The sequence below is a fragment of the Thermogymnomonas acidicola genome (assembly GCF_014646795.1).
In the GTDB taxonomy this organism is placed as follows: domain Archaea; phylum Thermoplasmatota; class Thermoplasmata; order Thermoplasmatales; family Thermoplasmataceae; genus Thermogymnomonas; species Thermogymnomonas acidicola.
The window spans coordinates 470,561-495,133 of record NZ_BMNY01000001.1 but is presented as its reverse complement, the minus strand read 5'-3'; the positions used below and the strand labels follow the sequence as shown (position 1 = coordinate 495,133).

Here is a 24,573-nt window from a genome sequence, read left to right as displayed (position 1 = left end):
ATTGGGCATGGCCATATTACCGTTTCGCCGCCCACGCAGGGGTGGGAGATCGGTAAGGTTTTACCCATCGATTAATATTTAATGAATATGAAGCAAGCGATCGCCATGCTCGCGGTATTGATGATCACGCTATCTGCAATCACTTTAACTGCCGCCGGCAGCGATCGTGCTGGTATGCAGGATGTTCCGTATGTGGGGAGCCCTGGTTCAGGGCCTAACATGACCGGAAACCTAACCGTGATGGTCATGTTGAAGCCCTCGAACCTGACATCCCTAGAATCCTTCCTGGCCAGCATATCAGACCCTTATAGCCCGGATTACGGGCACTACATCACCCTTGCCCAGTTCATAGAGAGGTATGCACCGCCTCCGGGCAAGTACAGGGATATTGTTTCCTACTTCCGTTCCTTTGGCCTTCAAGCCACGACTTACAGCAGCAGGCTTGCAATACAGCTGCAGGGCAGTGCCGGGCAGATAGGCAGGGCCTTCGGAACAGATATAGTCGGAGACTCAAAGTCATTCGGGCCTTCTTCGAACCCAGTGCTCCCGGGGAACGTCTCCGTTATGGTCAACTCAGTCATAGGGCTCTCCTCCTCGCCGCCTATGAGGCTCCCCCTGCAGGTTCTCTCAGACCTCCCGGGACACAACATGTCATCCCCGGATACCACACCGTCCGGCTATCCTGCACCAGTGACCCAGAGTGGAGTACAGTACCTGTGGGGTCCTGACATGCAGGTGGCCTACGGTGAGAGGCCACTGTTCAACATAACATATCCCTTCAACGAGACCATAGTCACGATACTGTGGGCCGGCAGCGACGAAGGTATCCAGGTTCCCCCTTACGACCCGGCCAGCGTGGAGAGCTACCTGAACCTGACTCTTCCCAGCTGGGAGCCGAGGCCAAGGATCGTGCCATACCCAGTCGATGGCGCCCCGCTACCTGGCCCGAAGGCCCAGTACGATACCACAGGAGCTGTTATCGAGAACGAGCTCGACCTGGAAATGGCAGGCAGCATGGCGCCCGGGGCCACCATAGTGAACGCGTACGGGCCCAGTAGCGCCAGCAACAACCTCGCACTCATAACCGCAGTCCTCACCAGCGTCCTAAGCAACCAGTCCGCGCTGTTCCAGAACCTCTCTGTGATATCCAACTCCTGGGGGACAGGGCTCTCCACAGTTTCCAACAGCACAGTGCAGGCCTGGCAGTACCTGCTCGACCTTGCAGAGGCCAGGGGCATCACCGTGCTGGCCGCGAGCGGGGATGCTGCGGACAGCCCCTTCTCCTCAAAGTATTCAGGCTCTATAGCGAACTTCCCTGCAGCGCTGGCCTTCAACTACACCGGCATAACATCGGTTGGCGGAGTCACAGATGTGCTCGGCCCGAACCTGCATATATCCTCTGCCTCCGCATGGTTCGAGGACACGTTCTCTTCCGGCATACTCGGCTCAGAGGGGGGTTACGCGGAGCAGATACCTGAGCCCTATTACCAGGTGGAAACAGTGCCAGCCTCCCAGGACCCTGGAAGGTACCTGATGTTCCCTGACATATCGGCACTGGCAAACAACACGATAATTAACGGCACAGATGAATCGCCACCATCCACTCTGGTCGTTGCGGGAACGAGCGTAGCCAGCCCCCTGGTTGCCGGGATGGTAGCGGAGATCGATGCGGTGGCACAGCACATGGGTGCCCCGCGGCTGGGCTACATCAACCCGATGCTGTTCTACCTGGGGGCAGACCAGCTCAGGTACAGCGGTGATTCACAGTACAACTCATCCCTACCCCTCACGGCACTCTCCTACGTCACCTCGGGAGAGAACACGCTCTACTCTGCCCACTACGGCTACAACCTTGTGGGTGGCTGGGGTCAGCCTGTGGCGTACAACATTTCTGCCCAGTCACTTTCTGTGCCCCCGGGGACACATAGGCCCTATGAGATGGGAGTATTCGTGCACCCATTAAACGTGAGCTCTGGAGGGTACTCGCTGCACCTCTCGCCCATCCTGGCTGGCACCCTTGGGGAGCCACTCTACGTCATCAACATAACGCTCAACGCCACAGGGAACGCCGTTTCGGGATACGTGCAGGCCTCAGCGCCATATCCCTACACCTACAGGCAGCACTTCGTGAAAGAGGAGACGGTATCCGCCGAGCAGGATGGGGATATCAACATATCCCTGGAGGTTGTGAACGGAAGCAGGCCCTGGGAGGCCCAGACGGTGCTGAATGTTAACGGCGACAGCCTCACCATCAATACCCCGGGTGCATCCTTCATAATCGATGCTCCGGAACAGGCTTACACAGCGCAGAACGGGACACTGGCTGTCTCCGGACCCGGCCCTGGAGGGTATGCCGGGCCAGGTGAGCTCGACCCCTCCATCTCGCTCAACGAGGGAGGCAACACCGATATCCAGGTATCAGCATCGTTCAGCACCGGCTCTCCCGGCATAGAGACCATAGCAGTTCCTGGGGAGCAGTATGGGCCATCCGTGGCCGAGAAGGAGCCGTTCTCGTTCTCAACGGATAACGGGTACCTTGTGGCAGCACCATCAACATCCACATCCTCTGCATACTTCTCTGTTCCGCGCAAACTGTACAACCTGACGGTGAAGCAGGGCGGACTCTATGCAGGCCAGGAGTGGGGAATAGAGATCGATAACGTGGCTACCAGCGTCACCTCTTCTCCGTACATGGTGATCCCCGTGCCTGCAGGCAACTATACCGTGTCCCTTATCGCCCCACCGTTTTCTACCCCTGACTCAAGCAGTATTCCACTCTCCGTCACGGGAAACACCTTCCAGTTCGCAAGCTTCACGACCAGGGCATACGTCGTGCAGTTCACCGAGGTCGGCCTGCCAGCAGGGGAGGAGTGGAACGTGAGCTCATTCGGGATAGTGAAGTCCGGCACCGGCAGCTCAATTGACCTGTTCCTCCCCAACGGTACATACACGTACACGGCATATTCCAACAACGCCACCTTCAACGCCGTGACAGGAACTTTCAAAGTCAGCGGGTCAAACGTGACGGTGGAGGTTGCATTCAGCAAGAGGGTTTACTTAATAGACTTCCACCAGACAGGCCTCAGGGACCTGACATGGTCAGTTGACCTCAACGGCACGGTCGAGTCTGGAAACGGCACTGACCTCTTCTTCAGGGAGTACTACGGCACTTACAACTACACAGTGACGCCTCCACCAGGATACCAGGTAACGAACCAGTCAGGCCAGGTTGTGACCGATACCCCGTCACCGGTTGTGAACCTGACCTTCGAGCCCTACCACTACAAAGTTACATTCAGAGAGCAGGGCCTCCCGGCGGGCCAGTTCTGGGGGGTGGTCGTGGATAACATGACCATTTCGGGCGACACAGCAGAGATCTCCGGTAACCTGACATTCGGAAACTACACCGTAATCGTTCTCTCGCCGGCCGGGTACGAACCACTCTCCAGCCCCATCAGCGTGTCTGTGGACAGGAACGGTATATCCGTCACGGTGGACTTCAGGCCCGTTGAATCGCAGAGCAACGTCACAGCCTATGGCATAATAGCCCTCGCTGTGGTGATAGCAGCCGTTGGGGCAATGGCACTGTTCAGGAGGAGATAGAGCATGAGGCCCTTCGTCCTTGATACGAGCGCCATCCTCTCCGGCAACCTGGACATCGCGGACGGGGAGTTCGTGGTCACAGAGATGGTAGCCTCTGAGGTCAGGAACAGGGTGGACAGGCTCAGGGCCCAGCTCCTCCTTGAAGGTGCACTCTACAGGCCCAGCGAGCGTACAGTCGGCATTGTGAGGGAGGCTGCGGAGAGGACTGGCGACATAGGCGAGGTGAGCGAGGCAGACATTTCAGTCGTCGCTGCTGCCATCGAGACAGGTGGGGAGGTGCTCACTGACGACTATGCAATCCAGAACCTCTGCAGGGAGGTGGGAGTGCCATTCAGCGGCGTTTCAATAGGCCCGATCACCCACAGCATCAGGTGGGCATACATGTGCACCGGCTGCGGCAGGATCTACAGGAGGCCTGTGGAGGCGTGTGACGTCTGCGGGCACGCCCTAAGGAGGGTCTCCAGGTCCAGGAAGAGGATAAGATAGGGCGCGCTGCCCCCATGAACTATTTCTATTCGCTCCGGATGCTGCACTGCATCCGGCTGGGCTGTCGCATATTGAGGCTGCCAGATGGGCCGGACTGCATAGCCTGCTCTGGAGATGGTTGCTGGATGATCGACATAAGCCTGCCACTGAGGAATGGCCTTATAACGTATCCTGGAGATGCTGCCTACGAGGAGTACCAGTACAAGACACACGAAAAGGATCACGTGCACATAATGAGAGTGCTGATGGAGACGCACTCGGGCACACACTTCGATGCCCCTTACCACATGATAAGGGATGGCAAGAGGGCGAACGAGATACCTCTCGATAAGTTCATCGGCCCAGTTACCGTTGTACAGGTGGACAAGGACAGGATAGGCCCGGAGGACATACCCGATGTGCACAGAGAGAGGATAATATTCAAAACGCCCAATTCGGAGAAGTACGGAAGGTTCGATACCTCCTTTACCTACCTTACGCCTGAAGGTGCCAGGAAGCTCGCGTCCCGGAGAGTGAGGCTTGTGGGCATAGACTACCTCTCCATCGAGAGGTTCGGCTCCCCGGAACCGCTCGCCCACAGGGAGCTCCTCTCCAGGGACATAGTGATACTGGAGGGCCTGTACCTCAAGGACGTGGAGCCGGGCGACTACGAGCTCATATGCCTTCCACTCAGCATGTACGAGGACGGTGCGCCCTGCAGGGCAGTCCTGAGGGAACTAGATGGATAGGTTATCTGCCCTCGAATGCTCGGCTGTGCCAGGTGTGTTGACCTGGCCACGGGCCTTTGCTGCATAAAATGGCACCTGCTGCTGGTCTGCGACCTCCGATAGAGTGCCCAAGCCATATTTGTGAAGGTGGGATCAGCCGGTTACCCTGCTGACCTTCATGCTCCCCTTCCTTATCGTGTACTCCCTCCTCTCCCCCAGTGATATTATCTCCACTGGGATGCCAAGTACCTTTTCCACATACTCCACATACTCCCTCATGCCCTGCGGGAGAGCATAGTAGCCCTTTTCTACCACCGCATTCAGCGTCTGGGCATCCAGAGGGCCCCATCCTGTGAACTCCTTGTAGAGAGGCCTTATCCCCTGCACATCCTCCAGGTTCCTCGGTATCACGTCTACCGGGCCGCTGTCTGATGCGTACTGGTAACACACCTTTATCCTGCCAAGCTGACCAAGTGTGTCGAGCCTTGTCATGGCTATGACGTCCACGTCGTTCATCATTGTGGAGTACCTCAGCATCGGTATGTCCAGCCACCCCACCCTCCTGGGCCTGCCTGTTGTCGTGCCGTACTCGTTGCCAAGCTTCCTGAGCCTCTCCGCCTCCTCACCCAGTATCTCGGTTGGGAAGGGCCCGGCCCCGACCTTGGAGACATAGGCCTTTGCCACGCCCACGACCCGGTCAACCTTCCTGAACGACAGGCCAGCCCCCAGGGAAAGGGCGCCTGCAATCGTATTCGAGGATGTAACGAACGGGTACATGCCGAAGTCTATGTCAAGCATGGCACCCTGCGCCCCCTCGAAGAGTATGCTCTCTCCTTCCCTGTAGAGCCTGTTTATCGTGATCTCCGTGTAGTCCAGGTAAGGCCTTATCCTCTCGTATGCGGAGTTGAGCTGCCTCACCATCTCCTCCCTCCTCTCCCTACTCTCGAACTCAGACCCCTCGAGCAGGGCCCTCTTCATGCTGTAGATTGTCTCGACCTTAGAGCGCAGGATCTCGATGCTGGAGAGGTCACCCATCCTTATTCCCGTCCTGGCGTACTTGTCCTCGTACGTGGGGCCTATCCCCTGGGCTGTGGTGCCTATGCTGAGCTTCGACCTCACCTCCTCCTCTGCCCTGTCCAGGTACTTGTGCATGGGTGTCACAACATGTGCCATGAGGCTTATCCTTATGTTGAGGTCCTTTTTCACCTGCTGCAACTTCTCTATCTCCTCTATCAGCGATATTGGATCGATGACCATGCCGTTTCCGAGTATTATGTTCCTGCACCTAAGGGCGCCAGATGGGACGAGGTGGAACTTGAAAGTACCGCTCTCCGTCACAACGGTGTGGCCAGCGTTGCTGCCACCGTTGAACCTCACAACGGTGCTGTGCTCACCGCTTAAGAAATCGGTGATCTTGCCCTTACCCTCATCACCGAACTGCAGACCCAGGACGGCTGTTATCAAAACCTGTACCTCCTTTCAGTCAGAATGCGGAATGCAACCACAGTCCTGAACTATGGTGTATTCAACTATTAACTTTGCGCTCTGTGCCGCAGCGCAATGCCTCGTGCCATGCCTGCGTACTATCACAGGCGCTGAGATAAAAGCATTTTAGGCCTGGAAGACATCACTGTGCGATACAGGATGACATACATAGAGATTAAGGAAGGCACCAGGCTCTCTGTCCCGAACAACCCCACCATCGGCTACATTGAGGGCGACGGCATTGGGCCGGACATAACAAAGGCCACTCTCTACGCCATCAATTCCTCCCTGGAGTTCGCATACAAAGGCGAGCGCTCCATAGAGTGGCAGAAGGTTATGGTGGGAGACGAGGCTTACGAGAAGACGGGCAAGAGACTACCCCAGGAGTCCCTGGAACAGCTTCGCAGGTGTGTTGTGAGCATAAAGGGCCCCCTCACCACACCGGTAGGAGAGGGGTTCAGGAGCCTAAACGTGACCCTGAGGCAGTACTTCGACCTCTATGCAAACATACGGCCAGTGAGGTACTTTCCAGGTGTGCCGTCCCCTGTCAAGAACCCGGAGAAGGTCAACATGGTAGTGTTCAGGGAGAACACCGAGGACCTCTATGCTGGAATAGAGTGGAAATACGATTCTGAGGAGGCGAACCGCGTAAGGCAGTTCCTGAGCGAGCAGTTCAACATATCCCTTACGCCGGATACTGGGATAGGCATAAAGCCGATAAGCAAGTTCAGGTCTCAGAGGCTCGTGAGGAAGGCCATACAGTACGCAATAGCGAACAAGAGGAGGAGCGTGACGCTTGTCCACAAGGGCAACATAATGAAGTACACTGAGGGCGCCTTCAAGGACTGGGGCTATGAACTGGCCGCGACTGAGTTCAGGGACCAGACGGTCACAGAGGAGGAGTACAGTAAGAACCCTGAGGCTTACAGGAACAGGATCGTTGTGAAGGACAGGATAACTGACAACATGTTCCAGCAGGTCCTCACCAGGACGGAGGAGTACGACGTGATCGCCACAACGAACCTGAACGGAGACTATCTCTCAGACGCAATAGCTGCACAGGTAGGCGGCCTTGGCATAGCGCCCGGTGGGAACGTTGGCGATGTGTATGCCATATTCGAGGCAGTCCACGGCACCGCCCCGAAGTACGCGGGCCTGGATGTGGCAAACCCGACATCCCTCATGCTCTCCGGCGTGATGATGCTCCAGTACATAGGCTGGAACGAGGCAGCGAAGGTGCTTGAAGATGCCATTGTGCAGGCATACAAGGACCAGAAGGTAACACAGGACCTGGCCAGGGTGCTGAATATAAAGCCACTGAAGTGCTCGGAGTTTGCAGAGGAAGTCGTAAAGAGGATGAAGCCGGTGGAGTAGGCTTCATCCTAGGAAAATGAGCTCCCTCCTGCGCACGCAATTGAGGATCGTTTCCTCAGGGCCAGGAGAGCCATTGGAGAACAGGGCCATTTCTGCCAGGGAGACCACAGATGCAGGTGGGGAGTTGAGCATGACACTCATACCACCCTTCCTGAAAAAAGCCCTCGCCACCCCCTCGTCCTCGGTGTAGAGGTAGACAAGGCTTGAACCGAGGGAGCGGATGTGCTGGCCCAGGCTCTCCAGGTCCCGGTACCATGAGAGGAACATGTATGGGCCGGGTTCACCCCTTTCCGGATTCAGGCCTGAGGCCTCCAGCACTGGTACCTTCCAAGATATGGACGGCCCGATGGGCACCGCCCCCCTACTGACCTGTGACTGGATGGAGCCAAGCCAGGCCTCCCTCCTCCTCTCGGAAGTGAAGGCGCCCAGCCTGCCCTGCGGTGACTGCAAGTCCATCCTCTGCTCCACCTCCTCCAGTACCCTGTTCTTAACGTACTCGAACACCGCCTGCGGTGCGAAGAGGTAGCCTGTGGATGCCCAGGCCTGGCCCATGGAGAACGTGGCAGAGTCCACGAAATCGGATGCCACCCTGTCGTTGTCACCGTCAACGAGCACCACAACCGGTTTGACGGGGCCGATGAAAGAGCCGAAGTCCCTCCTGAGAGTGGAGTCTATGTGGGTGGCCCTGTCAGCCACTCCCTGTGCTGCAGTACACTGCCTGAATGCGGACACCGGCAGGCCCGCCCTTGGCAGCTCCTTCAGGATCCTGGCCACAGTGATTGAAGGCCCTTCTTCGCACAGCATTGCCAGTGGCGATCCGGTCAGCACAGATACGGCCAGAGGTGTGGATATCCCCAGGACCGGAAGCGAAGCATCGAAACGGCAGACCACGGGGCCCCTGGAACTGAGGGAGAAGTAGCGCTCGCCTCCCTTCCATGAGCCTGTGAGGGCGAGGAGCGAGCTGAATGAGGAGGCAGTCCTGGCCATGGCCAGAGAGGAGGAGAGCAACTCATTCTTCGATTCGGAGACTGTCTTTCCACTCTCCCTGGCGAGCTCGGTAGCGATCTCCTCCGGCTGAGCAGAGAGCCACCTGGCGATCCAGTGGACTGCCTCCATCCTCTGCTCCACTGTCAGGCCCTCCAGGCCCTTGCAGGATTCTTCCTGCCAAGCCCTCCAGTCCAGGAGCAGGTCCCCATCTTCGATCTCGCCCATCACCTCACCGGTGAACCTGTCCCTCACCTCCAGCGGAACCACCCCACTCACACTATCTCGAGGTCAAAGTCCGGTAGCAGGCCCATGGATATGGCACGGTCATAGTACATTCTGAGCGCCCTCCTGCCCCTCTCTCCGAAGTCTACAGTGAGCTCATTCACGTACATCCTCACGAACTTCCTCTCAAGCTCGATATCACTGTACCTGGCGTACCTGAGAGAATACTTCAGGGCGTCGTCCTCATGCTCCTTTCCATATACTATTGATGCCTGGAAATCCGCCTTGAAGCCATCTATGGCCTCCTTTCCGAGGTCCTTCCTTATGGCGTTGAAGCCAAGGGGTATCGGTAGTTCCCCTGCGTACTGCTTCCACTCCTCGTACAGGTCAAGGACCTTCACAAGGCCGCGCCTCTGGAACGTGAGCTGCTCGTCGTGTATGAGGATGCCAGCGTCAACCTTACCATTCTGCACAGCCTCTGGAATGAGGTCGAAGCGCATCTCCACCATCTTTGCCGGCTTTGGGCCGAACATCTGGTAGAGGAGGTGCGATGATGTGTACCGCCCAGGAGTGGCAAGCACGGCGCTGGAGAGGTCGATGTCCCTTCTCGCGACCACCATGGGCCCGTAACTTATTCCAAAGCTCGCACCGGAAGGAGTGAGTGCATACTTGTCACTCGCGTATGCATAGCCGTTGGCAGATATTGCGGTCACACCGTAAGTGCCGGAAGGAGCTTCCCTGTTCAGTGTCTCTATGTCCTTGACCACCTGCCTGTATGTGTTCCTGGTGCTGATCTTCCCCTCGAACATCGCGTAGAACATGAAGGAGTCGTCCGGGTCAGGGGTGTGTGCTACAACAATTTCCATAAACTCGCATAACTGCATCGCACATATTGTTTTTGAAAAAAGGCAAGAAAATTGTGCATATCCTTTCCCAAGTGCTCAGGCGAGTTCAAGGAAAGGATGAATGCCTTAAATAGAGCGTTCAAATGGCCACACCCTGCGGTGTACACATGGAGAGGATCGTTATAGCGCTGGGTGGCAACGCACTCCAGGAAAAGGGTGACGATGGGAGCTACGAGAGCCAGCTGAAAAGGGCGACTGAGGCCTTCAGGTCGCTGCTCCCTGTGATCGAGGAGAACGAGGTCGTGATCACGCACGGGAACGGCCCGCAGGTCGGGTCACTCCTGATACAGGCCCAGGCGGCAGCATCGAAGATCCGCCCGTTCGATATGCATACCGCCGTGGCCCTGTCACAGGGCATGATTGGCGAGGTGCTGGCGATGGCCTATGACCTTGCAAGGAGGGAAGCTGGCATAGGCAAGCCCCCGGCGGTGGTCCTCACCCGTGTAGTGGTGGACAGAGATGACCCTACTCTCAGGGAACCCAGGAAGTTCATTGGCCCGTTCATGAGCGAGGATGAGGCTGCCAGCATGGCATCGGCCTTCGGCTGGAATGTGAAGAGGCAGGACGACAGGGGGTGGAGGCGTGTGGTGGCATCGCCAAGGCCTGTGGACATAATGGAGACTTCGGCCATAATATCCCTAATTATCGACGGGTTCCTGCCAATAGCGTGTGGGGGCGGGGGGATCCCCGTCATAAGGGATTCCACTGGAATAACTCCGGTCAACGGGGTGATCGACAAGGACGCCACCTCTGCCCTGCTTGGCAACCTGATCGAAGCGCAGAGGCTCGTGATCCTCACAGATGTGGAATTCGTCTACAGGGATTACGGCAGGCCCTCACAGGAGCCGATCAGGAGGGCGAGTGCCGGGGAGCTGGAGGAAATGCTGCGCCGCGGTGAGTTCCAGGACGGGAGCATGGGGCCAAAGGTAAGGGCTGCGGTGGACTTCATCAGGAGGGGTGGGAAGGTGGCACATATAGCCTCCCTGGAGAGGTGCACAGAGACCCTTTCAGGGCATTCCGGAACTGTGGTCGTGCCATGATTCACCTGACCCAGACCTCTCCGTTCCTCCTTATCCTGCCCATGTTCTCGAAGTCGCGCAGTATCTTTTCCATGTCCAGGGAAGACACGTCGAGCCCGTAGTCCCTCAGGAGTATCTCCCTTATCTCCGTTGTCTCCATGGGCTCCGACATGGACCTCCCTATAAGGTTGTCAAGGTCTTCGTATACGTTCCACGGGAATATGAACCAGGCCCAGTTCTTCTCGTCCACGTACCTGGCATAGTAGTCCGGGACGAAACTGGACCTCGACACATGGAGCATTGTCGCTGTCCTGACGGAGAGGGGGTTCAGGGACTTCACGAAGTCGTACGCGAGCCTCATGCTCTCCCCCGTGTCCGTTATGTCATCAACCACGAGAACCCTCTTCCCTGTGAGGTCTGGCTTACCGTAGGTCTTGAGAACAGCCTTGCCGTCCTTTGTTGCCGTGATGCCCCAGTGCTCGGTCTTGACGGATATGAGCTCCTTCACCCAGAGCTTGTCCGAGAGGATCCTCGCAGGCACAAGGCCCCCACGGGAGAGGCCGATGATCACGTTCGGCTCATAGTCGCCAACGATCTTCTCCCTGATTGCATCACACCAGTCCTCTATGTCCTGCCAGGATACCAGAGTAGCCTTGAACCGCATGAAGTTCTGAAATGTATACGCCGAATTCATAAAACCTTTTCCCGGATACCGTTTTATAACCCGTTTTCCTGACTGGCCAGTGCAGAGGTACTTGCTCACGGACAGTTTGGTTGAACTGGACAGTGACCTGGGCACGGTGGATCCCAGGGAACTTGCAGCACTTGCGAACGACCCCGAGATACAGAGGACGATAGGGGGCCACAGCTTTCCCTACCCGTACACCGTGTTCCATGCATCTTACTTCATAGACAGGAACAGGGAGATCAACGGAAGGCCCTTTGCCATAGACTTCGCCATAAGGGATGCCGTCTCACACGAACTCGTAGGCATAATAGGCCTCTCTGACCTCGACTCTTACGACCTGGACGCGCACGTTGGCTACTGGATAGGCAGGAAGTTCTGGGGCATGGGCTATGCGACAAGGGCCCTCTCGCTGGTATGCGACTTCGCCTTCAGGGACCTCGGAATGCACAGGCTTCACACAAGGGTGCTCGAGGATAACCTCAGGTCACTGCGCGTGCTGATGAAGAACGGGTTCCAGGTTGAGGGGTACATGAGGGAGTGCTTCCTAAGGGACGGTGAGTTCCTCTCCATGTTCATCCTGGGCAGGATCAACCCTTACACAGGATCGCGGAGCAGCGACCAAAGTATGGCCTGAACCATTCATGGAGACGGACGCAGGGCTTTCCCTCTCGGCTTGGCAAAGTTTAAAATATTAAGTTTCCTTTTATAAAATTAAGATGACACCCCTGGAGATAGTCCTGATCATAGTGCTGATAATAGTGCTGATAATACTGCTCTCCGGCATACACATCCTGAAGGAGTGGGAGAGGGGAGTTGTTCTCACGCTCGGTAGGTTCACTGGCCTCAAGGGGCCAGGCATAATTTACGTGACGCCCATCATAAGCAAGATGAACCAGGTAATATCCACCCGAATACAAGCCGTTTCCTTCAAGACAGAGAGCACGTTCACCAAGGACAACGTCCCGATAAACGTAGACGCGGTCATGTACTTCCAGGTTGTGGACCCCCAGAGGGCTGCGCTAAACGTGGAGAACTACCTGCAGGCCACCAACTATTCCGCCCAGACCACGCTCAGGGAGGTGCTGGGCAAGACAATGTTCGACGAGGTGCTTTCCGAGAGGGAGAAGATAGGAGAGGCTGCCAGGCAGATAATAGACGAGAAGACAGAGACGTGGGGCGTCAAGGTATCGTCCGTGGAGATAAGGGACGTTGTCGTCCCTTCCAACCTGCAGGAGGCCATGTCCAGGCAGGCAGCGGCGGAGAGGGAGAGGAGGTCCAGGGTCACACTGGCACTTGCGGAGGTAGAGGCTGCCCAGAAGATGGTTGAGGCCGCAAACCAGTACGTGGATAACCCAACAGCCTTCCAGCTGAGGTGGCTCAACATACTCTACGAGATAGGCCTTGAGGGCAAGGGCACCCTGATGATGGTGCCCATCAACACGCCTGCCGCAGGGCTCGTTTCGAACCCGTTCACCATAAAGGGCATGACAGAGTCTACGGGTGACCACGCGGAGAAAGGCCCGTGAGCCTTGAGGCCAGGTCGAGGAATGCCTCCGGGCTGATCTGATCGGGCCTCAGTTCCGCATACTCCTGTGGGCACCCCTCGAATATATTCCCCAGCTTCTTTCTCCTCATGGAAAAGGCCCTCTGTATCACCTTTTCGACAGCAGCCATATCCACAGGCGTTTCCCTTGGCTGAAGGGAGACGATTGCAGAGTCCACCTTAGGCACGGGCCTGAAGTACTTCCTGGCCACGATCTTCTCTATCCTGGCGTTGAACCTGAGTGCCACGCTGACAGACAGCCTTGAGTAGTCCCTGCTCCCTGGAGCTGCCACCATCCTCTCAGCAAACTCCCTCTGCACCATTATCACCGCCCTCCTGAACCTGAACTCCGGGAGCCTGAACACGATCTGCGAAGTTATGTGGTACGGTATATTGCCTATTATGCCATCGTACTCCCCGGCCTGGAACTCAAGGAAGTCCTGCTTCACCGGCACGAGCTGCCCCGATTCCACAAACTTCTGGAACTTCCAGCGTATCTCATCGTACATGTTATGGTCGGCCTCGACGGCGGTCACCTTGAGCCCCCTCTCAAGGAGCACCTGAGTCAGGATGCCAGTGCCCGGGCCTATCTCCAGGACGTGGGAACCCGCGCCTAGGCCGAGGGTATCGGCTTCCCTGATCGCTATCCCCCTGTTGTTGAGAAGGACCTGCCCGTACCTCCTGTGAAGGTTAATACCGCTCATCTAGCCACAAATAGCTTGTACTTCTCGTTCCTCTCCTCGAGCTCCTGCAGTATACGGCTGGCGATCATCTTCTGGGGGTTGTGTATGGTCTTTATTCTCTGCACAAGGTCCTCAAAGGACTCGAACGGCCTCTTCTTCCTCTCCTCGAGTATGTTCCACATGGTCTTGTTGCCAAGGCCAGGGAGCAGCTCCAACGTGTGCATCCTCGTGTTGATCGGCTCCGCCCTGTTGAAGAAGTCCACGAAGAACTTCTCCCTCTGCTTCACTATGTCCTCGATTATGTACGGGAGCTCGTTCGCCGCGGCGCTGGTGAGTTCCTTGTAAGATATCCTGCGCCTGACTGCCGCTATCTTGTCCCTCTTCTCAGCGTCCTTGCCTATGTAGACTCTGTCACCCACATTTATCCCCGCGTCGGGCTTTGGGACGAGCTCCAGAAGCTTGAACTCTGTCTCGCCCAGTGCCAGTGCTACCGGCGTCTTCCTGTAGCCCTTCTCGTCAGCCCTGCCCTGCGGGAGGTAGTCTAGAATGTATGCGTACTCTTCCAAGTGAGATACCTCTTACAGCCCCAGGAAATAATCCAACATCTTGCTTAAATTGTTTTCGTCAAGCATCACGCCGTAACTTGACAGGACCGCAACAAGTTCGTCCCTGGAAACGGGCTTCAGGTCGACAAGCTTCACGGCAACCTTCTCCGGCACCCTGAACTCTTCCTGTATATACTTAACGGCCTTCCTCGCCTCCTCAGGCTTCAGCTTGAGGAACGACTCGCAGTAGGCCAGCGAGTCCTTTTCCGGATCACTGTGGCTCTGCTTGGAGTGCAGTATCTCGTACGTCTCTGCTATCGTCCTGTACCTGATCCTCATTGGACCACTTTCTTCAGGTGCACAGGAGCTGCCAGAACCTTCTTCGTTACCCCACCGACCCTGACAGCGACCAGGTAGCAGTCACCCTGCCTGGCCACAACTCTCCCTGTGAGCCCCTGAAAGCCGTGATACGGCATGCCTGAGTGCACTGACGGCTCGATATCTATTGAGGCGTAATCGCCTACTTCGAACTCCTGCATGAACCTGGTAACGGGTGGCATACCCCTCTCGCTCACCCGCTTGGTCATCTTCATCCTGGAACCGGCCCTTGGGCCGTGGGACATCTTTACCATGCTCAACCACCCTCTCTGTGTATCTCCACCACATCCAGCTCACTCACCACCAGTGGTGAGCCGTAAAGGGAGGACAAACTCGGTTTTGTCCTTCCACCGTCTCCGCTGACCATCTCCTTTATGTAAGTGCCTGCCTCTGCCCTCACCCTTATGGCCGCCCTGTCTCCCTCGCACCACAAGAGAGAGGCAGCCACTATCCTCTTTGGCCGTATCTTGTCCGCCCTTCTGCCGGATACCCTTAATGGAGTACGCTGATATATAAGTTTTCCAGATATGGAGGAGAGCGCTTCCCTAAGCCTGGAACAGTCTATGCTTCCCTCTCCCCTCACCACAGCCTCGTATGTCTTCTCGTGCTGCAGGGATTTTACCTTCACAACATCATCGGGGCCGGCCAGTGAAAGTGCATCAACCTCTACGTATCCAGATGCGTTGACCCTCTCTCTGAACTCCTCAAGGTCAAGGTGCCTTATCCTCGGGTTCACCACCTCGATAACGAAGTCCCTGCCACTCCCGAGCATCCTTACGTCCACATCCTCCCTGCCCGCCGCATGGAGGTGGTATTCCTTGCCACCCAGCATGTCACAGAGCGGCTTTCCGATGAAGTACTCCACAGACCTGTCGTCACCGACCCTGTGTATCCACCTTGTCTGCGGTATTTCCCTGCTCAGCTTCCTGTACCTGCCCTTTACGTAAAAGCCCCTCACCGTCAGGCTGAGTGTGTCGTACCTGAGGTCATAGTTTGCTATGATGTCCGGTTCCTTCCGGTCGTGCTGCTTCCCTGTCTTTGAAGATATGAGCTTGCCAAGCTCCCTGTTGAACTCCCTCTTTATGCTCTCCCCGAGACCCGGGAACAGGGCCTGGATAGCCTGCTCTTCTGAGACGGTCTCCTCCGGGAACGTGGAACCCACGAGGAAGGTCGAGAACTCGTACCCTGAGGTGGCGTCTAGGAACATGGAGAGGTACTTCTCCATCTGGAGGAAGGTACCCCTGCAGACCCTGCAACTTCGCTCCGGAACAAATGAGAAGTCCCTGTTGCCTGTCAGCGACCGGATGGCGAACTGCAGCATCTCCCCCCTGCCCGTATTCGTGAGGCCGCTGTCCACAAGGGCAAAGATCCTGCCGGCACACCTCACGCAGATGTCGTGAGGTATCTCGGCCTCTATGCGTACCATGCACCTATCTTGCAATTACTTCCTTCTCTATGGGTGGCCTGGACTTGACAAAGACCCTTGAGCCGCACTCACACTCTATCTCTGCGGTACCGTAGCTCTCGCGCAGGGGCCTGCCACACCTTATGCACTTATACATTCTGGGCCTCCTGTGTGATCTGCGCCGTTACCTCTGGCGTGTAGGAGCCACCGGCAAACTTATAGCTGCAGTAGGAGCATTCCCAGATGCCGTTTGCCACGCGCCTGACCCTCCTCTTGCCGCAGGACGGACAGGCATATGTGGCCTTCTTAAGCTTGTATATCTCGTTCCAGGCCTTCCTGACGGTTACCCCGTACCTGGGCCCGAACCTGCCCGCGGCACCTACCTTAACTGTCCTCCTTGACACTGGACATCACCTGAAGTATTTCTCCCTGAGCTGGCGACCTATATCGCTTGATAGTTTTATAGCTTTTCTGATCTCCTCCAGGTCAAGGGTTCCCGCGTCGCCCTTCTGCATTGCCCTGATGTGTCCGTCCTCCGTGGTGGTCACAGTTATCCTCGTGCTGGAGAGCTGCTCTTCCTCCAGGTCTGGGTCGCAGAGGAGGTTGTCCCCTATCTTCGCCATGGTCACGGATATTGGTATGCTGTTCACAGGCAGTGCAAAGTCCTCGCCACCCTCCTTTGAGGCTGGCACCACAGCGGTCCTCAGCGCCGCAACAGCACCGAGGGAACTGGCGTCTATGAGGTTGCCGTCATAGTCGAGGACATTTATGTCGATGAATATGATCCAGACCTTCTTGCCTGGCTCTATGACCAGCTTTTCCAGGTCAACCATCCTGCTCTCCCTTATCCCCCTGTCCACGACCCTTGCTATCTCTATTGACTGCTCGTTTGGGGGCCCGGCCTCGAATGAGGGGAAGGCCATGGGCAGGAGCTCCAGGTTGGTTGTGAGGACACCCATGTTCGGCGTGTCGGGGAACGGCTCCCCCGTCTCTATCTTAACCCCGACGAGCACCTTTGTGTTGCCTAGCTCAACAAGGGCGGAGCCTGCAGCCCTGGGCACGTAGTTCGTGATTATGTTGATCTTCCTGTATTCCTTGGGCTTCCTTCCGTCTCCCCTGACACCCTCCTTGAGCCTTGAGAGGATATAGTTCCTCTTTATCTCTGAAAGAACGCTGAGTTCGTCCTTTGGCATCACTCACCACCCTGCTCCGCTATGTACTTACCCTGCAGCGCCTCTCTCTGTATCTGGTTTATCCTCTTCGTCGCGTTCAGGATCATGGATGTTGCCCTGTCAAACTCCTCCGTTGTCAGGTCGCCGTCCATCTGTATCAGCACGACCTTGCCAGACCTTGCCAGTATGGCCATGGGCAGGTCTGCCTGGCCGAAGTTGTCCTCCTCACGGCAGAGGTCGAGCACGATCTGGCCGTCCACCTTTCCGGCAGTGCACCCCACGACCAGGTCCCTCATGGGCACACCGGCCGCGGCCAGGGCCACTGATGCAGCCGTGAGGCCTGCGATCCTCGTGCCCGCGTCTGCCTGGAGCACCTCTATGAAGACGTCGATCTGCGCCCTAGGGAACTGCTCCACGAGTATTGCAGCCTGGAGGGCCTCAGATATGACCTTGCTTATCTCCACAGAGCGCCTGTCCGGGCCAGGCTTCTTCCTCTCGTCCACTGAGAAGGCAGCCATATTGTACCTGGCCTTCACTATGGCCCTCTCTATGTCCTGCGTGTGCCTCGGGTAGGCCTCCCTCGGCCCGTACACTGCGACCATTATCTTGTTTCCACCCCACTCTATGTACGCGGAGCCATCGGCCCTGTTGAGCACGTCCGTCTGTATCTTTATGGGCCGGAGCTGCTCCGGCGTCCTGCCGTCCACTCTCAGTCCGTTCTCGTCTATCAGCTTAATATCACTTGGTGTTCCCAACCGCATCACCCTTTCTCTCTTTTAAGAATGCCGTAACCCTGTCAGTGAGGCCTGTGGTGTGGGCCTCGCTCTCCACCATCTTGATGGCCTCAATGGCCACCATGACGTTCTCCGGGCTCCCGTCGAGCCATATCACGCCGTTCTGCCCTATCACGATGCGCGTCTGGGTGGCCTCCTTGATGGTGTTGACCATTGTCCCTCCCTTGCCGATGATCCTGGGCACCTTGGGCGCCGCTATGGAAACTATGTGCCCACCCTCCAGCTTCCTCAGTCCGACGTCCTTAAGGGTGAGCCAGCTCTCCTTAATCTCGTTCAGTGTCATCACCTTAGCATACACATAGTCGCCCACAGAGAGGGCCCTCTTGAGGTCGCCTGTGGTGACCCTCCAGGGCGTGTCGTTCATGTGGAGCATCGACATGTAAGGGGAGTTTATGTCGACCGTCCATGTGGAGGGGCCCACCTCTATGACCTTGCCTATTACCTTGTCGCCCCTCCTTGGTATGTAGGGCCCTGCGAATGGCACAACATCCACAAACTGTTCACTCTTCTGCACAACACCGAAGTACTCGGAACAGTACTGCGCGTTGCCGCACTTGAAGAGGCCGTTCCTGGGCTTCAGGCCCCCCAGGTCTATGGGATCCCCCGGCATCACAATCTGTCTCGTCTCTGGCAAAAACCACCACCGTCCGCTTCAAAGGGTAGCACAAACACGATACATTGCATCAGACTTTCCACCAGTTGCAAGCTTTAATATTATAGGACAATGTAATAGTTTCTATTCTACTTCCCGTTCTTCACCACCCGTATGTCCACGTTGTCCTTCGCCTTCCTCGTGATGGAGGCTATTATGTCCCCCTGGATGCCAGCTGGCACCTCAAGCAGGCCCATCCATGAACCGTCCTTTCCCCACTCCTCCTTGACTATGAACCCTGAGCGCACAAGATCACCGTAGACCTTTCCGTAGGCGTCCCCGGTCAGCTTGACCGCCAACTTTGCCTTCTCCATCCTTATAGGTATCAGGGGCTTAATTGCCTTCAGTACCGTCTGGACCTGTTCGTTCACGCTCTTGAACGGGTCTATGTGGACCTTGGCCTCCTCGATGGCCTGGGCGATCCTGGACGGCGGGTGAGGGGTGTTTGTCTGCGGGTTTATGCTCTCCCTCGATATTGTATCTATTATGGCCTTCTTCTTCCTCTCAAGCATCTCCCGCCTCTGCTCCGTTGTCAGCTGGATCTGCCCTTTCCTTACGATCTCCACCGCTATCGTGGCGACATCAGTTGTCTTGAAGACCTCCATCAGCGCCTCCTCTCCGGCCTTTTCCCCCTTCCTCGCATCCTTGAAGATCTGGTCTATGGCCAGGTCCTTCTCTATATCGATCTGCCCTTCCCTTATCCTCTCGGTCGCCTCAGGGTCAACGAGGATCTCGAACCTATGGCCGTGGGAGTCGAGCCTTGCCACAATGGAGTCCTCAAGCCTTACCATGTTGTGCAACATAATACAAGTACATATTTATCTTTGCAGATTGCCTCGCACGGTACCCGCTTTCCATACCGAAAAGGGTTTATTCCCTTTTTGCGGTATTGTTCCGATAGGCTTGCCGAGGTACACTAGGAGTGGTGCAGTTTACGGTCTGCTCGGGTCACTGGTGTTCGCCCTGATCTCTGCGGTCTCCGTTTACCTCCTCTTCAGCGCACTGAAGCCGGAGATAATGAAGGTCATTGCAAGCAGCATACCACCAGGTTCGGGCCTCACTGCGCAGCAGTTATACCCGGCTGCCCTCGCAGTTGCGGTCGCACTGGTTGCGATAATATCCCTGATCGCCGGCACCATCTTCGGGGCCATTTACGGCTACGCGTACGGGGGGATACCTGGATCGACGCCTTTCAGGAAGGCCATAGTTTTTTCCCTCATCCTCTGGTTCATAGTGTACGCACTTGTCGACCTGGCCGATATCAGGGAGTACGGCATCACGTACTACCTGACAAATATAGGGACAGGCATCATCGCTTCCCTGGCCTGGGGGGCCATAGTGGGCACCCTGATGAAAAGGAAGGTGGAAAACGAGAGGGAGCCTATAGAAGATTATGGAGGGCTCTGAAAAGGGGCCTCAGGCGTTCTGCACAGCCTTCTCCACCTCTTCCCTCGTGTAGATCTTGAACTTCGAGCCCTCGACTATCGTGGCGATCTCGGGTGGCCTGAACTCCTGGCCCTCTTCCACAGATGCCCTGAGGGCCCGTATCCCAAGGGATACCGCCTCCTTCTCGTCCAGGTCCTCCTTGTATTCCTTCTCCAGGAACGCTGTCACTGCATCCCTCCCAGCACCTATGGAGACCGCTTTGTACTCGTTTATTGTCCCCGCTGGGTCGCAGTCAAAGAGCCTCGGGCCAATGCTGTCCACACCGGCAAAGATCATGGAGACGCCGTATGGCCTCACGCCTCCGAACTGGGTGTACTGCTGCATCTGGTCGGCGACCCTCTTCACTAAGTTCTCAATGTTTACAAGGGAACCGTAGGTTATCTTCTCCTGCTGTGCCGCTATCCTCGCGAAGTCAACTAGCACCCTGGCATCCGCAACGAGGCCGGACGTGACAGCTGCGACGTAGTCATCGATCAGCTGTATCTTCTCCAGTGAGTTCTGCTCCACTAGCCTGCTCCTTATCTTTCTGTCAGATATGAGGACAACGCCGCCCCTGAACCTTATGCCTATTGCCGTGGAGCCCTTCTTGACGGCCTCCCTGGCGTATTCTACTTGGAAGAGTCTACCATCAGGTGAGAATACCGTGATCGCTCTATCATAAGCCATCTGGCCCTGCTGCATATCTGATCCTCCTCCACCCCTTAGGTTAAATTCTGTATAAAACTTTTCTAAAGTTTTCCCAGCGCAGCCTTTCCGGTTGCGAAACGAATAATCCTCACTTAAGCATGCATATGTGTGAGGTACTCCGGGCCAGTCTTCGACAACCACTTCCACCTCCGTGAGGATGGCCTCTTCAGGGAGGCCGCCAGGGCGTTCAAGGCAGCCGGTGGCACTGCGCTTAACATAGTCAACCTCCCTGATCCCTCCGTTGGCCTGGACAGATACTACGAGAGGGTCTATGAAAGGACCCTGAGGATAGCGGATGCAATAAGGGAAGATGTTGGGCTGCAAGTCATGGTGACCCTTGGGCCCTATCCCCTCGATCTCCTGATGTTCAGCGGAGCTGGGAGGGACCCTGAGATGGAGGTCATGAGAGGTGCGGAACTTGCCATCAAACTCTACAGTGAGGGGCTGTGCTCGTGCATAGGTGAGGTGGGCCTGCCCCACTTCCGTGTTTCAGACGAGCATATGGACCTCTCCTGGAAGCTTCTCGGGCAGATACTCTCAATGGCAGCGGATGAGGGCGCGCCAGTCATGCTGCACACCATGGACCTTGGAGCGGACGGGTACAGGAGGATAGAGGGCTTAACGGTGTCCGCTGGCATGGACAGGAGGAGGGTTGTGAAGCACCATGCACTGCCACAGGACCTGCTCCTCGGTACAGAGATAAGGATATCACTCCTCGCGACCAGGCCCAACATAAGGCATTGGATCAGCGTCAGGAAGCCGGCCTTCCTCGAAACGGACTATGTCGACGACCCGTCCAAGCCGGGCAAGGTCATACCTCCAGATTCCGTACCGAAGAGGGTCAGGATGGCAGAGCAGGAGTGCGAGGACTGCGAGGAACTGCTCCACTCCGCCTTCCATGACCTCCCCGCGGAGGTCTACTCGGTTGACTTCAGCTAGCGAGGGAAGGTTATTAATGGCTTAGGTATGGAACGTTATGCCCCTGACACCTGCCCAGATCGACAAGATCGCTGAAGACCTCAGGGCCCAGATGAGGGCTGAATATAAGGCCAGGAAGCTCAGGAAGATCGAGCAGGGTTTCTACAGGAACGTCAGGGCGGTGCTCATAGACCTGGAAGATGAGGCCCAGCGCAGCCTGGCCGCACAGGATATAGACAGGTTCATCAGGCTGAAGGACAGGAAGGATCAGATCGAGAAGGATCTGCGCTCTTTCCTGCAGAAGAGGTTCGAGAAGATACTGATCGCGGCAATTTACGAGCTGGACTCAGCCACTATGGAATCGCTCACTCAGGAGGAGCGCGAGATCATACTTGAGATTCACAACCTGGTCCAGGACCGGTTTGATGCCTTCCTCCTCAAGAGGAAGCAGAAGGAGCCGGAGCAGCAGGTAGTTGAAGAGCATGGGGCGGGTGAGGAGGAGAAGGCGGAGGAGCAGGCCGGGGAACCCATGGCAGAGGCTCCGGGTGAGAGTGGTGAGGTTAAGTATGTCCTCATACGTGTCCTCTCTGACCAGCCACCCATAGCCCAGGAGGACAGGGACTACTACCTGCACGAGAATGACATACTGTACGTGCCTGAGGAGTTCGCGGAGATACTTGTGAAGAGAGGCGCCGCCATACCTATAAGGCGGGAGAAGGCCGTCACGGAGAAGTAGGGGGCATGGCCAGCATGCCCTTCCCCAATTTGTCTCATTTCTCGGTTTTTGGCCGCCGGTGGTGGGCTGAGGCCTTGGCCCATGAGGCCCACTGCAGGCCACATGGCCCGGAGGATGGGTGGCAGACCTCCAGCCATAGAGAAGAAAGGATTAGCACACAGAGAGGCGAGAAGTTTGCTGTATCACTATGGCACTGACCATGGTTGTCCACATACCTTTACAGTATCATGGATTTCTGGCGCATTTACATAACCTCCATAAGCAGGTAGATGCGTTAATGGCCACTGTCCCTGATGAATTTGGCATTCCAGACCTAGGGGACGCAGGCAGATGGCCTCTGAAGCTCAGCGCACTGATATTGTCTGTATGCAGAAAATATAGGAGAGCCCCGCCACATGTTGCGGGGCCCTCGCATGCTACAGCAGGGTTACTGCCTCCTCCTGACCAGCAATGCTCCTGCAACTGCCACAACAGCCACAGCCACTATGCCACCTATGATGTAGTCACTGTGCGGAAGCCCGGAAGGAGGTGTGTTGGATGTGAGGGGCTCTATGGTCACAGTGTGGTTGGAGAAGTGGGGTATGTGAATGATGACCACTGTGCCGTTTGAGGCGGCCTCGAAGCTATAGTATGCTGTTGTGTTGCTTGTCACGTTAACTATGTTGCCGATGGTTGTCAGCACCGCTGCGTGGCCATCTATGAGGACTTTAACCGAGGTTGTGCCGTTCAGGACGCTGCTTGGTACGAAGATCGCCACGTTCACGCCAGAGTGGTGGTCAGAAGACACCGAGACCGAGACCTTTCCGGCTGAGACAGAGAGCACGTGCATTGTGAGCGATGAGTTGAACACAACTGATGCGTTTTCGGCGGTGTTGTTAGCAAACGATATGGATACCACTGCGGCCAGCTTGCCCTTGCCTATCTGCTTGTCCATGTCCTGAATTATCCTGGGTGGCAGCTTGACGAGGCCGGGAGGGGCCACCAGGCCTATTGCCGCTGTACTGTTAGTGCTGAAGCTGAGCACAGAGCCCTTTAGTGTGACGCTGGCCCCTATTGATACCATGACGGCATAGAAGTGCTGCCCTGTAAGTATCACGGTGTAGTGACCTGCTTCAAGGTCTTCGTTGGTTGCCACCTGCGCAAGGCCTTCTGAGCTGCCAACCTGTGCTGACAGGTAACCGCTCGAAGATATGCCGGGTGTCTGCACAACCGTTGCGCTAACTCCGGTTCCCAGGGTGAAGTTCATGGTGCCGTTGCTCAGGAGGAATGTGGAGACCACAGGTGGGTTGTCATGGAACATGTAATAGTAACCCTGGTTGCCGAGCAGGAACAGGTCGCCGAATATAACGGGCCTGCCCACAGGCAGTGGTGGCATTATCTCTCCGGTGCTGTTGGTGCCTGTGGCGTTCACAGTGACAGAGTTGAAGACTGTTGTGTTCTCCAGTGTGTCGTTGAAATACTTTATCTCACCGCTGGTCGTGTTCACGTAGAAGGTCAGGTATTTGCCTGAAACAAAGCCAGTCGCGCTGTCGTACTTGAAGGCCGGGGATGTGAAGTGTACCCTGCTGTGTTCCCTGAGCTTTTGCAGTAGGTCGCCGTGTGCCACTATCGCAAGCATGACTGGACTGATCGCGTTCCCGGTGACCGATATGGATGTGGAGGTGTTGGAGACCATGCCATTCGTGATGACATAGAATATGGATGCGCTTCCCTGCACCTCGAATGCCACGAACGCTCCTGAAAGGTCCTCAGTGGACATGTCACCCACCTTGCTGGTGAAGGAGAGCCTCTCCACCACGGTACCGTTAAGGGAGAGGTAATAGGCAGTGCTACCCACCCGCGGCACTGTAAGGAATACCAGGGCGCCGTTGTCAGAAAATGCTGTGAAATTCGTGTCAGATATGCTGTTGTCCCTGCTGGCCACCATGTACGATGTGCCATTCACATACATCGTTGAGACCAGGCCAGCGGAAACACCGTCATGCGTGTATGTGACGTCACTGACCGTGTTGCCGCTGTAGTTGAAGGTGTAGTTACCCAGGTTGGCCGAGGCCGCGCTGCCCGCAGCAAAGGCAGTGGAGGTACCTGCAAGCAGTAACCCCAGTGTAACTAGGACCACTATCCTCTTGTCCATGTGT

General features: G+C 56.3%; 27 protein-coding genes. 10 read left to right on the top strand and 17 right to left on the bottom strand.

The window, feature by feature from the left end; genetic code table 11:
* Nucleotides 1-174: 174 nt before the first annotated feature.
* The 3 genes from IEW66_RS02455 to IEW66_RS02445 all read left to right on the top strand — a co-directional run bounded on the left by IEW66_RS02455 (nucleotide 175) and on the right by IEW66_RS02445 (nucleotide 4,817).
* A complete protein-coding gene (locus IEW66_RS02455; protein WP_188680008.1) occupies nucleotides 175-3,603 on the top strand; it encodes a protease pro-enzyme activation domain-containing protein in 3,429 nt (1,142 codons plus the stop codon).
* A 3-nt stretch (nucleotides 3,604-3,606) separates the two neighbouring features.
* On the top strand, nucleotides 3,607-4,089 hold the full coding sequence (locus IEW66_RS02450; RefSeq protein ID WP_188680006.1) for an NOB1 family endonuclease: 483 nt from the start codon (nucleotides 3,607-3,609) through the stop codon (nucleotides 4,087-4,089).
* Nucleotides 4,090-4,214: 125 nt separating this feature from the next.
* Nucleotides 4,215-4,817 carry a cyclase family protein gene (locus IEW66_RS02445; protein ID WP_188680004.1) on the top strand — a complete coding sequence of 201 codons (603 nt, stop codon included), beginning with the start codon at nucleotides 4,215-4,217 and terminating at the stop codon, nucleotides 4,815-4,817.
* A 132-nt stretch (nucleotides 4,818-4,949) separates the two neighbouring features.
* Here IEW66_RS02445 and IEW66_RS02440 read toward each other — a convergent pair whose 3' ends face one another.
* Entirely contained in the window at nucleotides 4,950-6,260 is a 1,311-nt protein-coding gene (locus tag IEW66_RS02440) for an adenylosuccinate synthase (RefSeq protein ID WP_188680002.1), read from the bottom strand.
* A gap of 180 nt (nucleotides 6,261-6,440) precedes the next feature.
* Between IEW66_RS02440 and icd the strand changes: the two genes are divergently transcribed.
* On the top strand, nucleotides 6,441-7,655 hold the full coding sequence (gene icd / locus IEW66_RS02435) for an isocitrate dehydrogenase (NADP(+)) (protein ID WP_188680000.1): 1,215 nt from the start codon (nucleotides 6,441-6,443) through the stop codon (nucleotides 7,653-7,655).
* Nucleotides 7,656-7,658: 3 nt separating this feature from the next.
* Here the strand turns inward: icd and IEW66_RS02430 are convergent, their stop codons facing one another.
* The gene (locus tag IEW66_RS02430) at nucleotides 7,659-8,909 is read right to left on the bottom strand and encodes an aldehyde dehydrogenase family protein (protein WP_188679998.1); all 1,251 of its coding nucleotides are present in this window, start codon (nucleotides 8,907-8,909) and stop codon (nucleotides 7,659-7,661) included.
* A 5-nt stretch (nucleotides 8,910-8,914) separates the two neighbouring features.
* Nucleotides 8,915-9,730: an MqnA/MqnD/SBP family protein gene (locus IEW66_RS02425; RefSeq protein ID WP_188679996.1), complete on the bottom strand. Its 816-nt coding sequence runs from the start codon at nucleotides 9,728-9,730 to the stop codon at nucleotides 8,915-8,917.
* 146 nt (nucleotides 9,731-9,876) lie between these two features.
* Here IEW66_RS02425 and IEW66_RS02420 point away from each other — a divergent pair, with 146 nt between their 5' ends.
* The gene (locus tag IEW66_RS02420; protein ID WP_188679993.1) at nucleotides 9,877-10,809 is read left to right on the top strand and encodes an amino acid kinase family protein; all 933 of its coding nucleotides are present in this window, start codon (nucleotides 9,877-9,879) and stop codon (nucleotides 10,807-10,809) included.
* Between the two features lies 1 nt (nucleotide 10,810).
* Here IEW66_RS02420 and IEW66_RS02415 read toward each other — a convergent pair whose 3' ends face one another.
* Nucleotides 10,811-11,452 (bottom strand): phosphoribosyltransferase, encoded by a 642-nt coding sequence (locus IEW66_RS02415; RefSeq protein ID WP_188679992.1) that lies wholly within the window; start codon nucleotides 11,450-11,452, stop codon nucleotides 10,811-10,813.
* 79 nt (nucleotides 11,453-11,531) lie between these two features.
* Between IEW66_RS02415 and IEW66_RS02410 the strand changes: the two genes are divergently transcribed.
* Nucleotides 11,532-12,110 (top strand): GNAT family N-acetyltransferase, encoded by a 579-nt coding sequence (locus tag IEW66_RS02410; RefSeq protein ID WP_188679990.1) that lies wholly within the window; start codon nucleotides 11,532-11,534, stop codon nucleotides 12,108-12,110.
* A gap of 82 nt (nucleotides 12,111-12,192) precedes the next feature.
* Nucleotides 12,193-13,002, top strand: coding sequence for an SPFH domain-containing protein (locus IEW66_RS02405; RefSeq protein WP_188679987.1), 810 nt, complete (start codon nucleotides 12,193-12,195; stop codon nucleotides 13,000-13,002).
* On the opposite strand, the gene rsmA is transcribed toward IEW66_RS02405, so the two are convergent.
* The 11 genes from rsmA to IEW66_RS02350 all read right to left on the bottom strand — a co-directional run bounded on the left by rsmA (nucleotide 12,971) and on the right by IEW66_RS02350 (nucleotide 19,439).
* Nucleotides 12,971-13,723, bottom strand: coding sequence for a 16S rRNA (adenine(1518)-N(6)/adenine(1519)-N(6))-dimethyltransferase RsmA (gene rsmA, locus IEW66_RS02400; RefSeq protein ID WP_188679985.1), 753 nt, complete (start codon nucleotides 13,721-13,723; stop codon nucleotides 12,971-12,973). The genes IEW66_RS02405 and rsmA overlap by 32 nt on opposite strands.
* The gene (locus IEW66_RS02395; protein WP_188679983.1) at nucleotides 13,720-14,268 is read right to left on the bottom strand and encodes a DUF655 domain-containing protein; all 549 of its coding nucleotides are present in this window, start codon (nucleotides 14,266-14,268) and stop codon (nucleotides 13,720-13,722) included. Before IEW66_RS02395 ends, rsmA begins: the two co-directional genes overlap by 4 nt.
* A gap of 12 nt (nucleotides 14,269-14,280) precedes the next feature.
* Nucleotides 14,281-14,586 (bottom strand): Rpb4 family DNA-directed RNA polymerase subunit, encoded by a 306-nt coding sequence (locus IEW66_RS02390; RefSeq protein WP_188679981.1) that lies wholly within the window; start codon nucleotides 14,584-14,586, stop codon nucleotides 14,281-14,283.
* Nucleotides 14,583-14,879 carry a 50S ribosomal protein L21e gene (locus tag IEW66_RS02385; protein ID WP_188679979.1) on the bottom strand — a complete coding sequence of 99 codons (297 nt, stop codon included), beginning with the start codon at nucleotides 14,877-14,879 and terminating at the stop codon, nucleotides 14,583-14,585. Before IEW66_RS02385 ends, IEW66_RS02390 begins: the two co-directional genes overlap by 4 nt.
* A 2-nt stretch (nucleotides 14,880-14,881) precedes the next feature.
* Nucleotides 14,882-16,051 (bottom strand): tRNA pseudouridine(54/55) synthase Pus10, encoded by a 1,170-nt coding sequence (locus IEW66_RS02380; RefSeq protein WP_188679976.1) that lies wholly within the window; start codon nucleotides 16,049-16,051, stop codon nucleotides 14,882-14,884.
* Between the two features lie 4 nt (nucleotides 16,052-16,055).
* Entirely contained in the window at nucleotides 16,056-16,187 is a 132-nt protein-coding gene (locus IEW66_RS02375) for a DUF1922 domain-containing protein (protein ID WP_188679975.1), read from the bottom strand.
* A complete protein-coding gene (locus IEW66_RS02370; RefSeq protein ID WP_188679974.1) occupies nucleotides 16,180-16,434 on the bottom strand; it encodes a 50S ribosomal protein L37ae in 255 nt (84 codons plus the stop codon). Before IEW66_RS02370 ends, IEW66_RS02375 begins: the two co-directional genes overlap by 8 nt.
* 6 nt (nucleotides 16,435-16,440) lie before the next feature.
* Nucleotides 16,441-17,223, bottom strand: coding sequence for an exosome complex protein Rrp42 (rrp42, locus tag IEW66_RS02365; protein ID WP_188679973.1), 783 nt, complete (start codon nucleotides 17,221-17,223; stop codon nucleotides 16,441-16,443).
* Nucleotides 17,223-17,963: an exosome complex exonuclease Rrp41 gene (rrp41, locus tag IEW66_RS02360; RefSeq protein WP_188679972.1), complete on the bottom strand. Its 741-nt coding sequence runs from the start codon at nucleotides 17,961-17,963 to the stop codon at nucleotides 17,223-17,225. The genes rrp42 and rrp41 overlap by 1 nt, the downstream gene beginning before the upstream one ends.
* Nucleotides 17,941-18,630: an exosome complex RNA-binding protein Rrp4 gene (rrp4, locus tag IEW66_RS02355; RefSeq protein ID WP_229657447.1), complete on the bottom strand. Its 690-nt coding sequence runs from the start codon at nucleotides 18,628-18,630 to the stop codon at nucleotides 17,941-17,943. Before rrp4 ends, rrp41 begins: the two co-directional genes overlap by 23 nt.
* A gap of 107 nt (nucleotides 18,631-18,737) precedes the next feature.
* Nucleotides 18,738-19,439, bottom strand: coding sequence for a ribosome assembly factor SBDS (locus IEW66_RS02350; RefSeq protein ID WP_188679970.1), 702 nt, complete (start codon nucleotides 19,437-19,439; stop codon nucleotides 18,738-18,740).
* A gap of 112 nt (nucleotides 19,440-19,551) precedes the next feature.
* Between IEW66_RS02350 and IEW66_RS02345 the strand changes: the two genes are divergently transcribed.
* Complete coding sequence (locus IEW66_RS02345; protein ID WP_188679968.1) at nucleotides 19,552-20,055, top strand: hypothetical protein; 504 nt, start codon at nucleotides 19,552-19,554, stop codon at nucleotides 20,053-20,055.
* Nucleotides 20,056-20,064: 9 nt separating this feature from the next.
* On the opposite strand, the gene psmA is transcribed toward IEW66_RS02345, so the two are convergent.
* Complete coding sequence (gene psmA / locus IEW66_RS02340; protein WP_188679966.1) at nucleotides 20,065-20,775, bottom strand: archaeal proteasome endopeptidase complex subunit alpha; 711 nt, start codon at nucleotides 20,773-20,775, stop codon at nucleotides 20,065-20,067.
* Between the two features lie 114 nt (nucleotides 20,776-20,889).
* Here psmA and IEW66_RS02335 point away from each other — a divergent pair, with 114 nt between their 5' ends.
* Nucleotides 20,890-21,720 carry a TatD family hydrolase gene (locus IEW66_RS02335; protein WP_188679964.1) on the top strand — a complete coding sequence of 277 codons (831 nt, stop codon included), beginning with the start codon at nucleotides 20,890-20,892 and terminating at the stop codon, nucleotides 21,718-21,720.
* A gap of 37 nt (nucleotides 21,721-21,757) precedes the next feature.
* The gene (locus tag IEW66_RS02330) at nucleotides 21,758-22,435 is read left to right on the top strand and encodes a hypothetical protein (protein ID WP_188679962.1); all 678 of its coding nucleotides are present in this window, start codon (nucleotides 21,758-21,760) and stop codon (nucleotides 22,433-22,435) included.
* Nucleotides 22,436-22,862: 427 nt separating this feature from the next.
* Here IEW66_RS02330 and IEW66_RS02325 read toward each other — a convergent pair whose 3' ends face one another.
* The gene (locus tag IEW66_RS02325) at nucleotides 22,863-24,569 is read right to left on the bottom strand and encodes a hypothetical protein (protein WP_188679961.1); all 1,707 of its coding nucleotides are present in this window, start codon (nucleotides 24,567-24,569) and stop codon (nucleotides 22,863-22,865) included.
* Nucleotides 24,570-24,573: the final 4 nt, after the last annotated feature.

Coding starts and splice junctions, on each gene's coding strand:
- rrp42 (WP_188679973.1), bottom strand. CDS start 17,223: ATGCCAAAGGACGAACTCAGCGTTCTTTCAGAGATAAAGAGGAACTAT.
- rsmA (WP_188679985.1), bottom strand. CDS start 13,723: ATGAGCGGTATTAACCTTCACAGGAGGTACGGGCAGGTCCTTCTCAAC.
- IEW66_RS02380 (WP_188679976.1), bottom strand. CDS start 16,051: ATGGTACGCATAGAGGCCGAGATACCTCACGACATCTGCGTGAGGTGT.
- rrp41 (WP_188679972.1), bottom strand. CDS start 17,963: ATGCGGTTGGGAACACCAAGTGATATTAAGCTGATAGACGAGAACGGA.
- IEW66_RS02405 (WP_188679987.1), top strand. CDS start 12,193: ATGACACCCCTGGAGATAGTCCTGATCATAGTGCTGATAATAGTGCTG.
- IEW66_RS02350 (WP_188679970.1), bottom strand. CDS start 19,439: ATGGTAAGGCTTGAGGACTCCATTGTGGCAAGGCTCGACTCCCACGGC.
- icd (WP_188680000.1), top strand. CDS start 6,441: ATGACATACATAGAGATTAAGGAAGGCACCAGGCTCTCTGTCCCGAAC.
- IEW66_RS02420 (WP_188679993.1), top strand. CDS start 9,877: ATGGAGAGGATCGTTATAGCGCTGGGTGGCAACGCACTCCAGGAAAAG.
- IEW66_RS02325 (WP_188679961.1), bottom strand. CDS start 24,569: ATGGACAAGAGGATAGTGGTCCTAGTTACACTGGGGTTACTGCTTGCA.
- IEW66_RS02330 (WP_188679962.1), top strand. CDS start 21,758: ATGCCCCTGACACCTGCCCAGATCGACAAGATCGCTGAAGACCTCAGG.
- psmA (WP_188679966.1), bottom strand. CDS start 20,775: ATGCAGCAGGGCCAGATGGCTTATGATAGAGCGATCACGGTATTCTCA.
- IEW66_RS02450 (WP_188680006.1), top strand. CDS start 3,607: ATGAGGCCCTTCGTCCTTGATACGAGCGCCATCCTCTCCGGCAACCTG.
- IEW66_RS02425 (WP_188679996.1), bottom strand. CDS start 9,730: ATGGAAATTGTTGTAGCACACACCCCTGACCCGGACGACTCCTTCATG.
- IEW66_RS02375 (WP_188679975.1), bottom strand. CDS start 16,187: ATGTATAAGTGCATAAGGTGTGGCAGGCCCCTGCGCGAGAGCTACGGT.
- IEW66_RS02390 (WP_188679981.1), bottom strand. CDS start 14,586: ATGAGGATCAGGTACAGGACGATAGCAGAGACGTACGAGATACTGCAC.
- IEW66_RS02385 (WP_188679979.1), bottom strand. CDS start 14,879: ATGGTAAAGATGTCCCACGGCCCAAGGGCCGGTTCCAGGATGAAGATG.
- IEW66_RS02445 (WP_188680004.1), top strand. CDS start 4,215: ATGATCGACATAAGCCTGCCACTGAGGAATGGCCTTATAACGTATCCT.
- IEW66_RS02415 (WP_188679992.1), bottom strand. CDS start 11,452: ATGCGGTTCAAGGCTACTCTGGTATCCTGGCAGGACATAGAGGACTGG.
- IEW66_RS02455 (WP_188680008.1), top strand. CDS start 175: ATGCAGGATGTTCCGTATGTGGGGAGCCCTGGTTCAGGGCCTAACATG.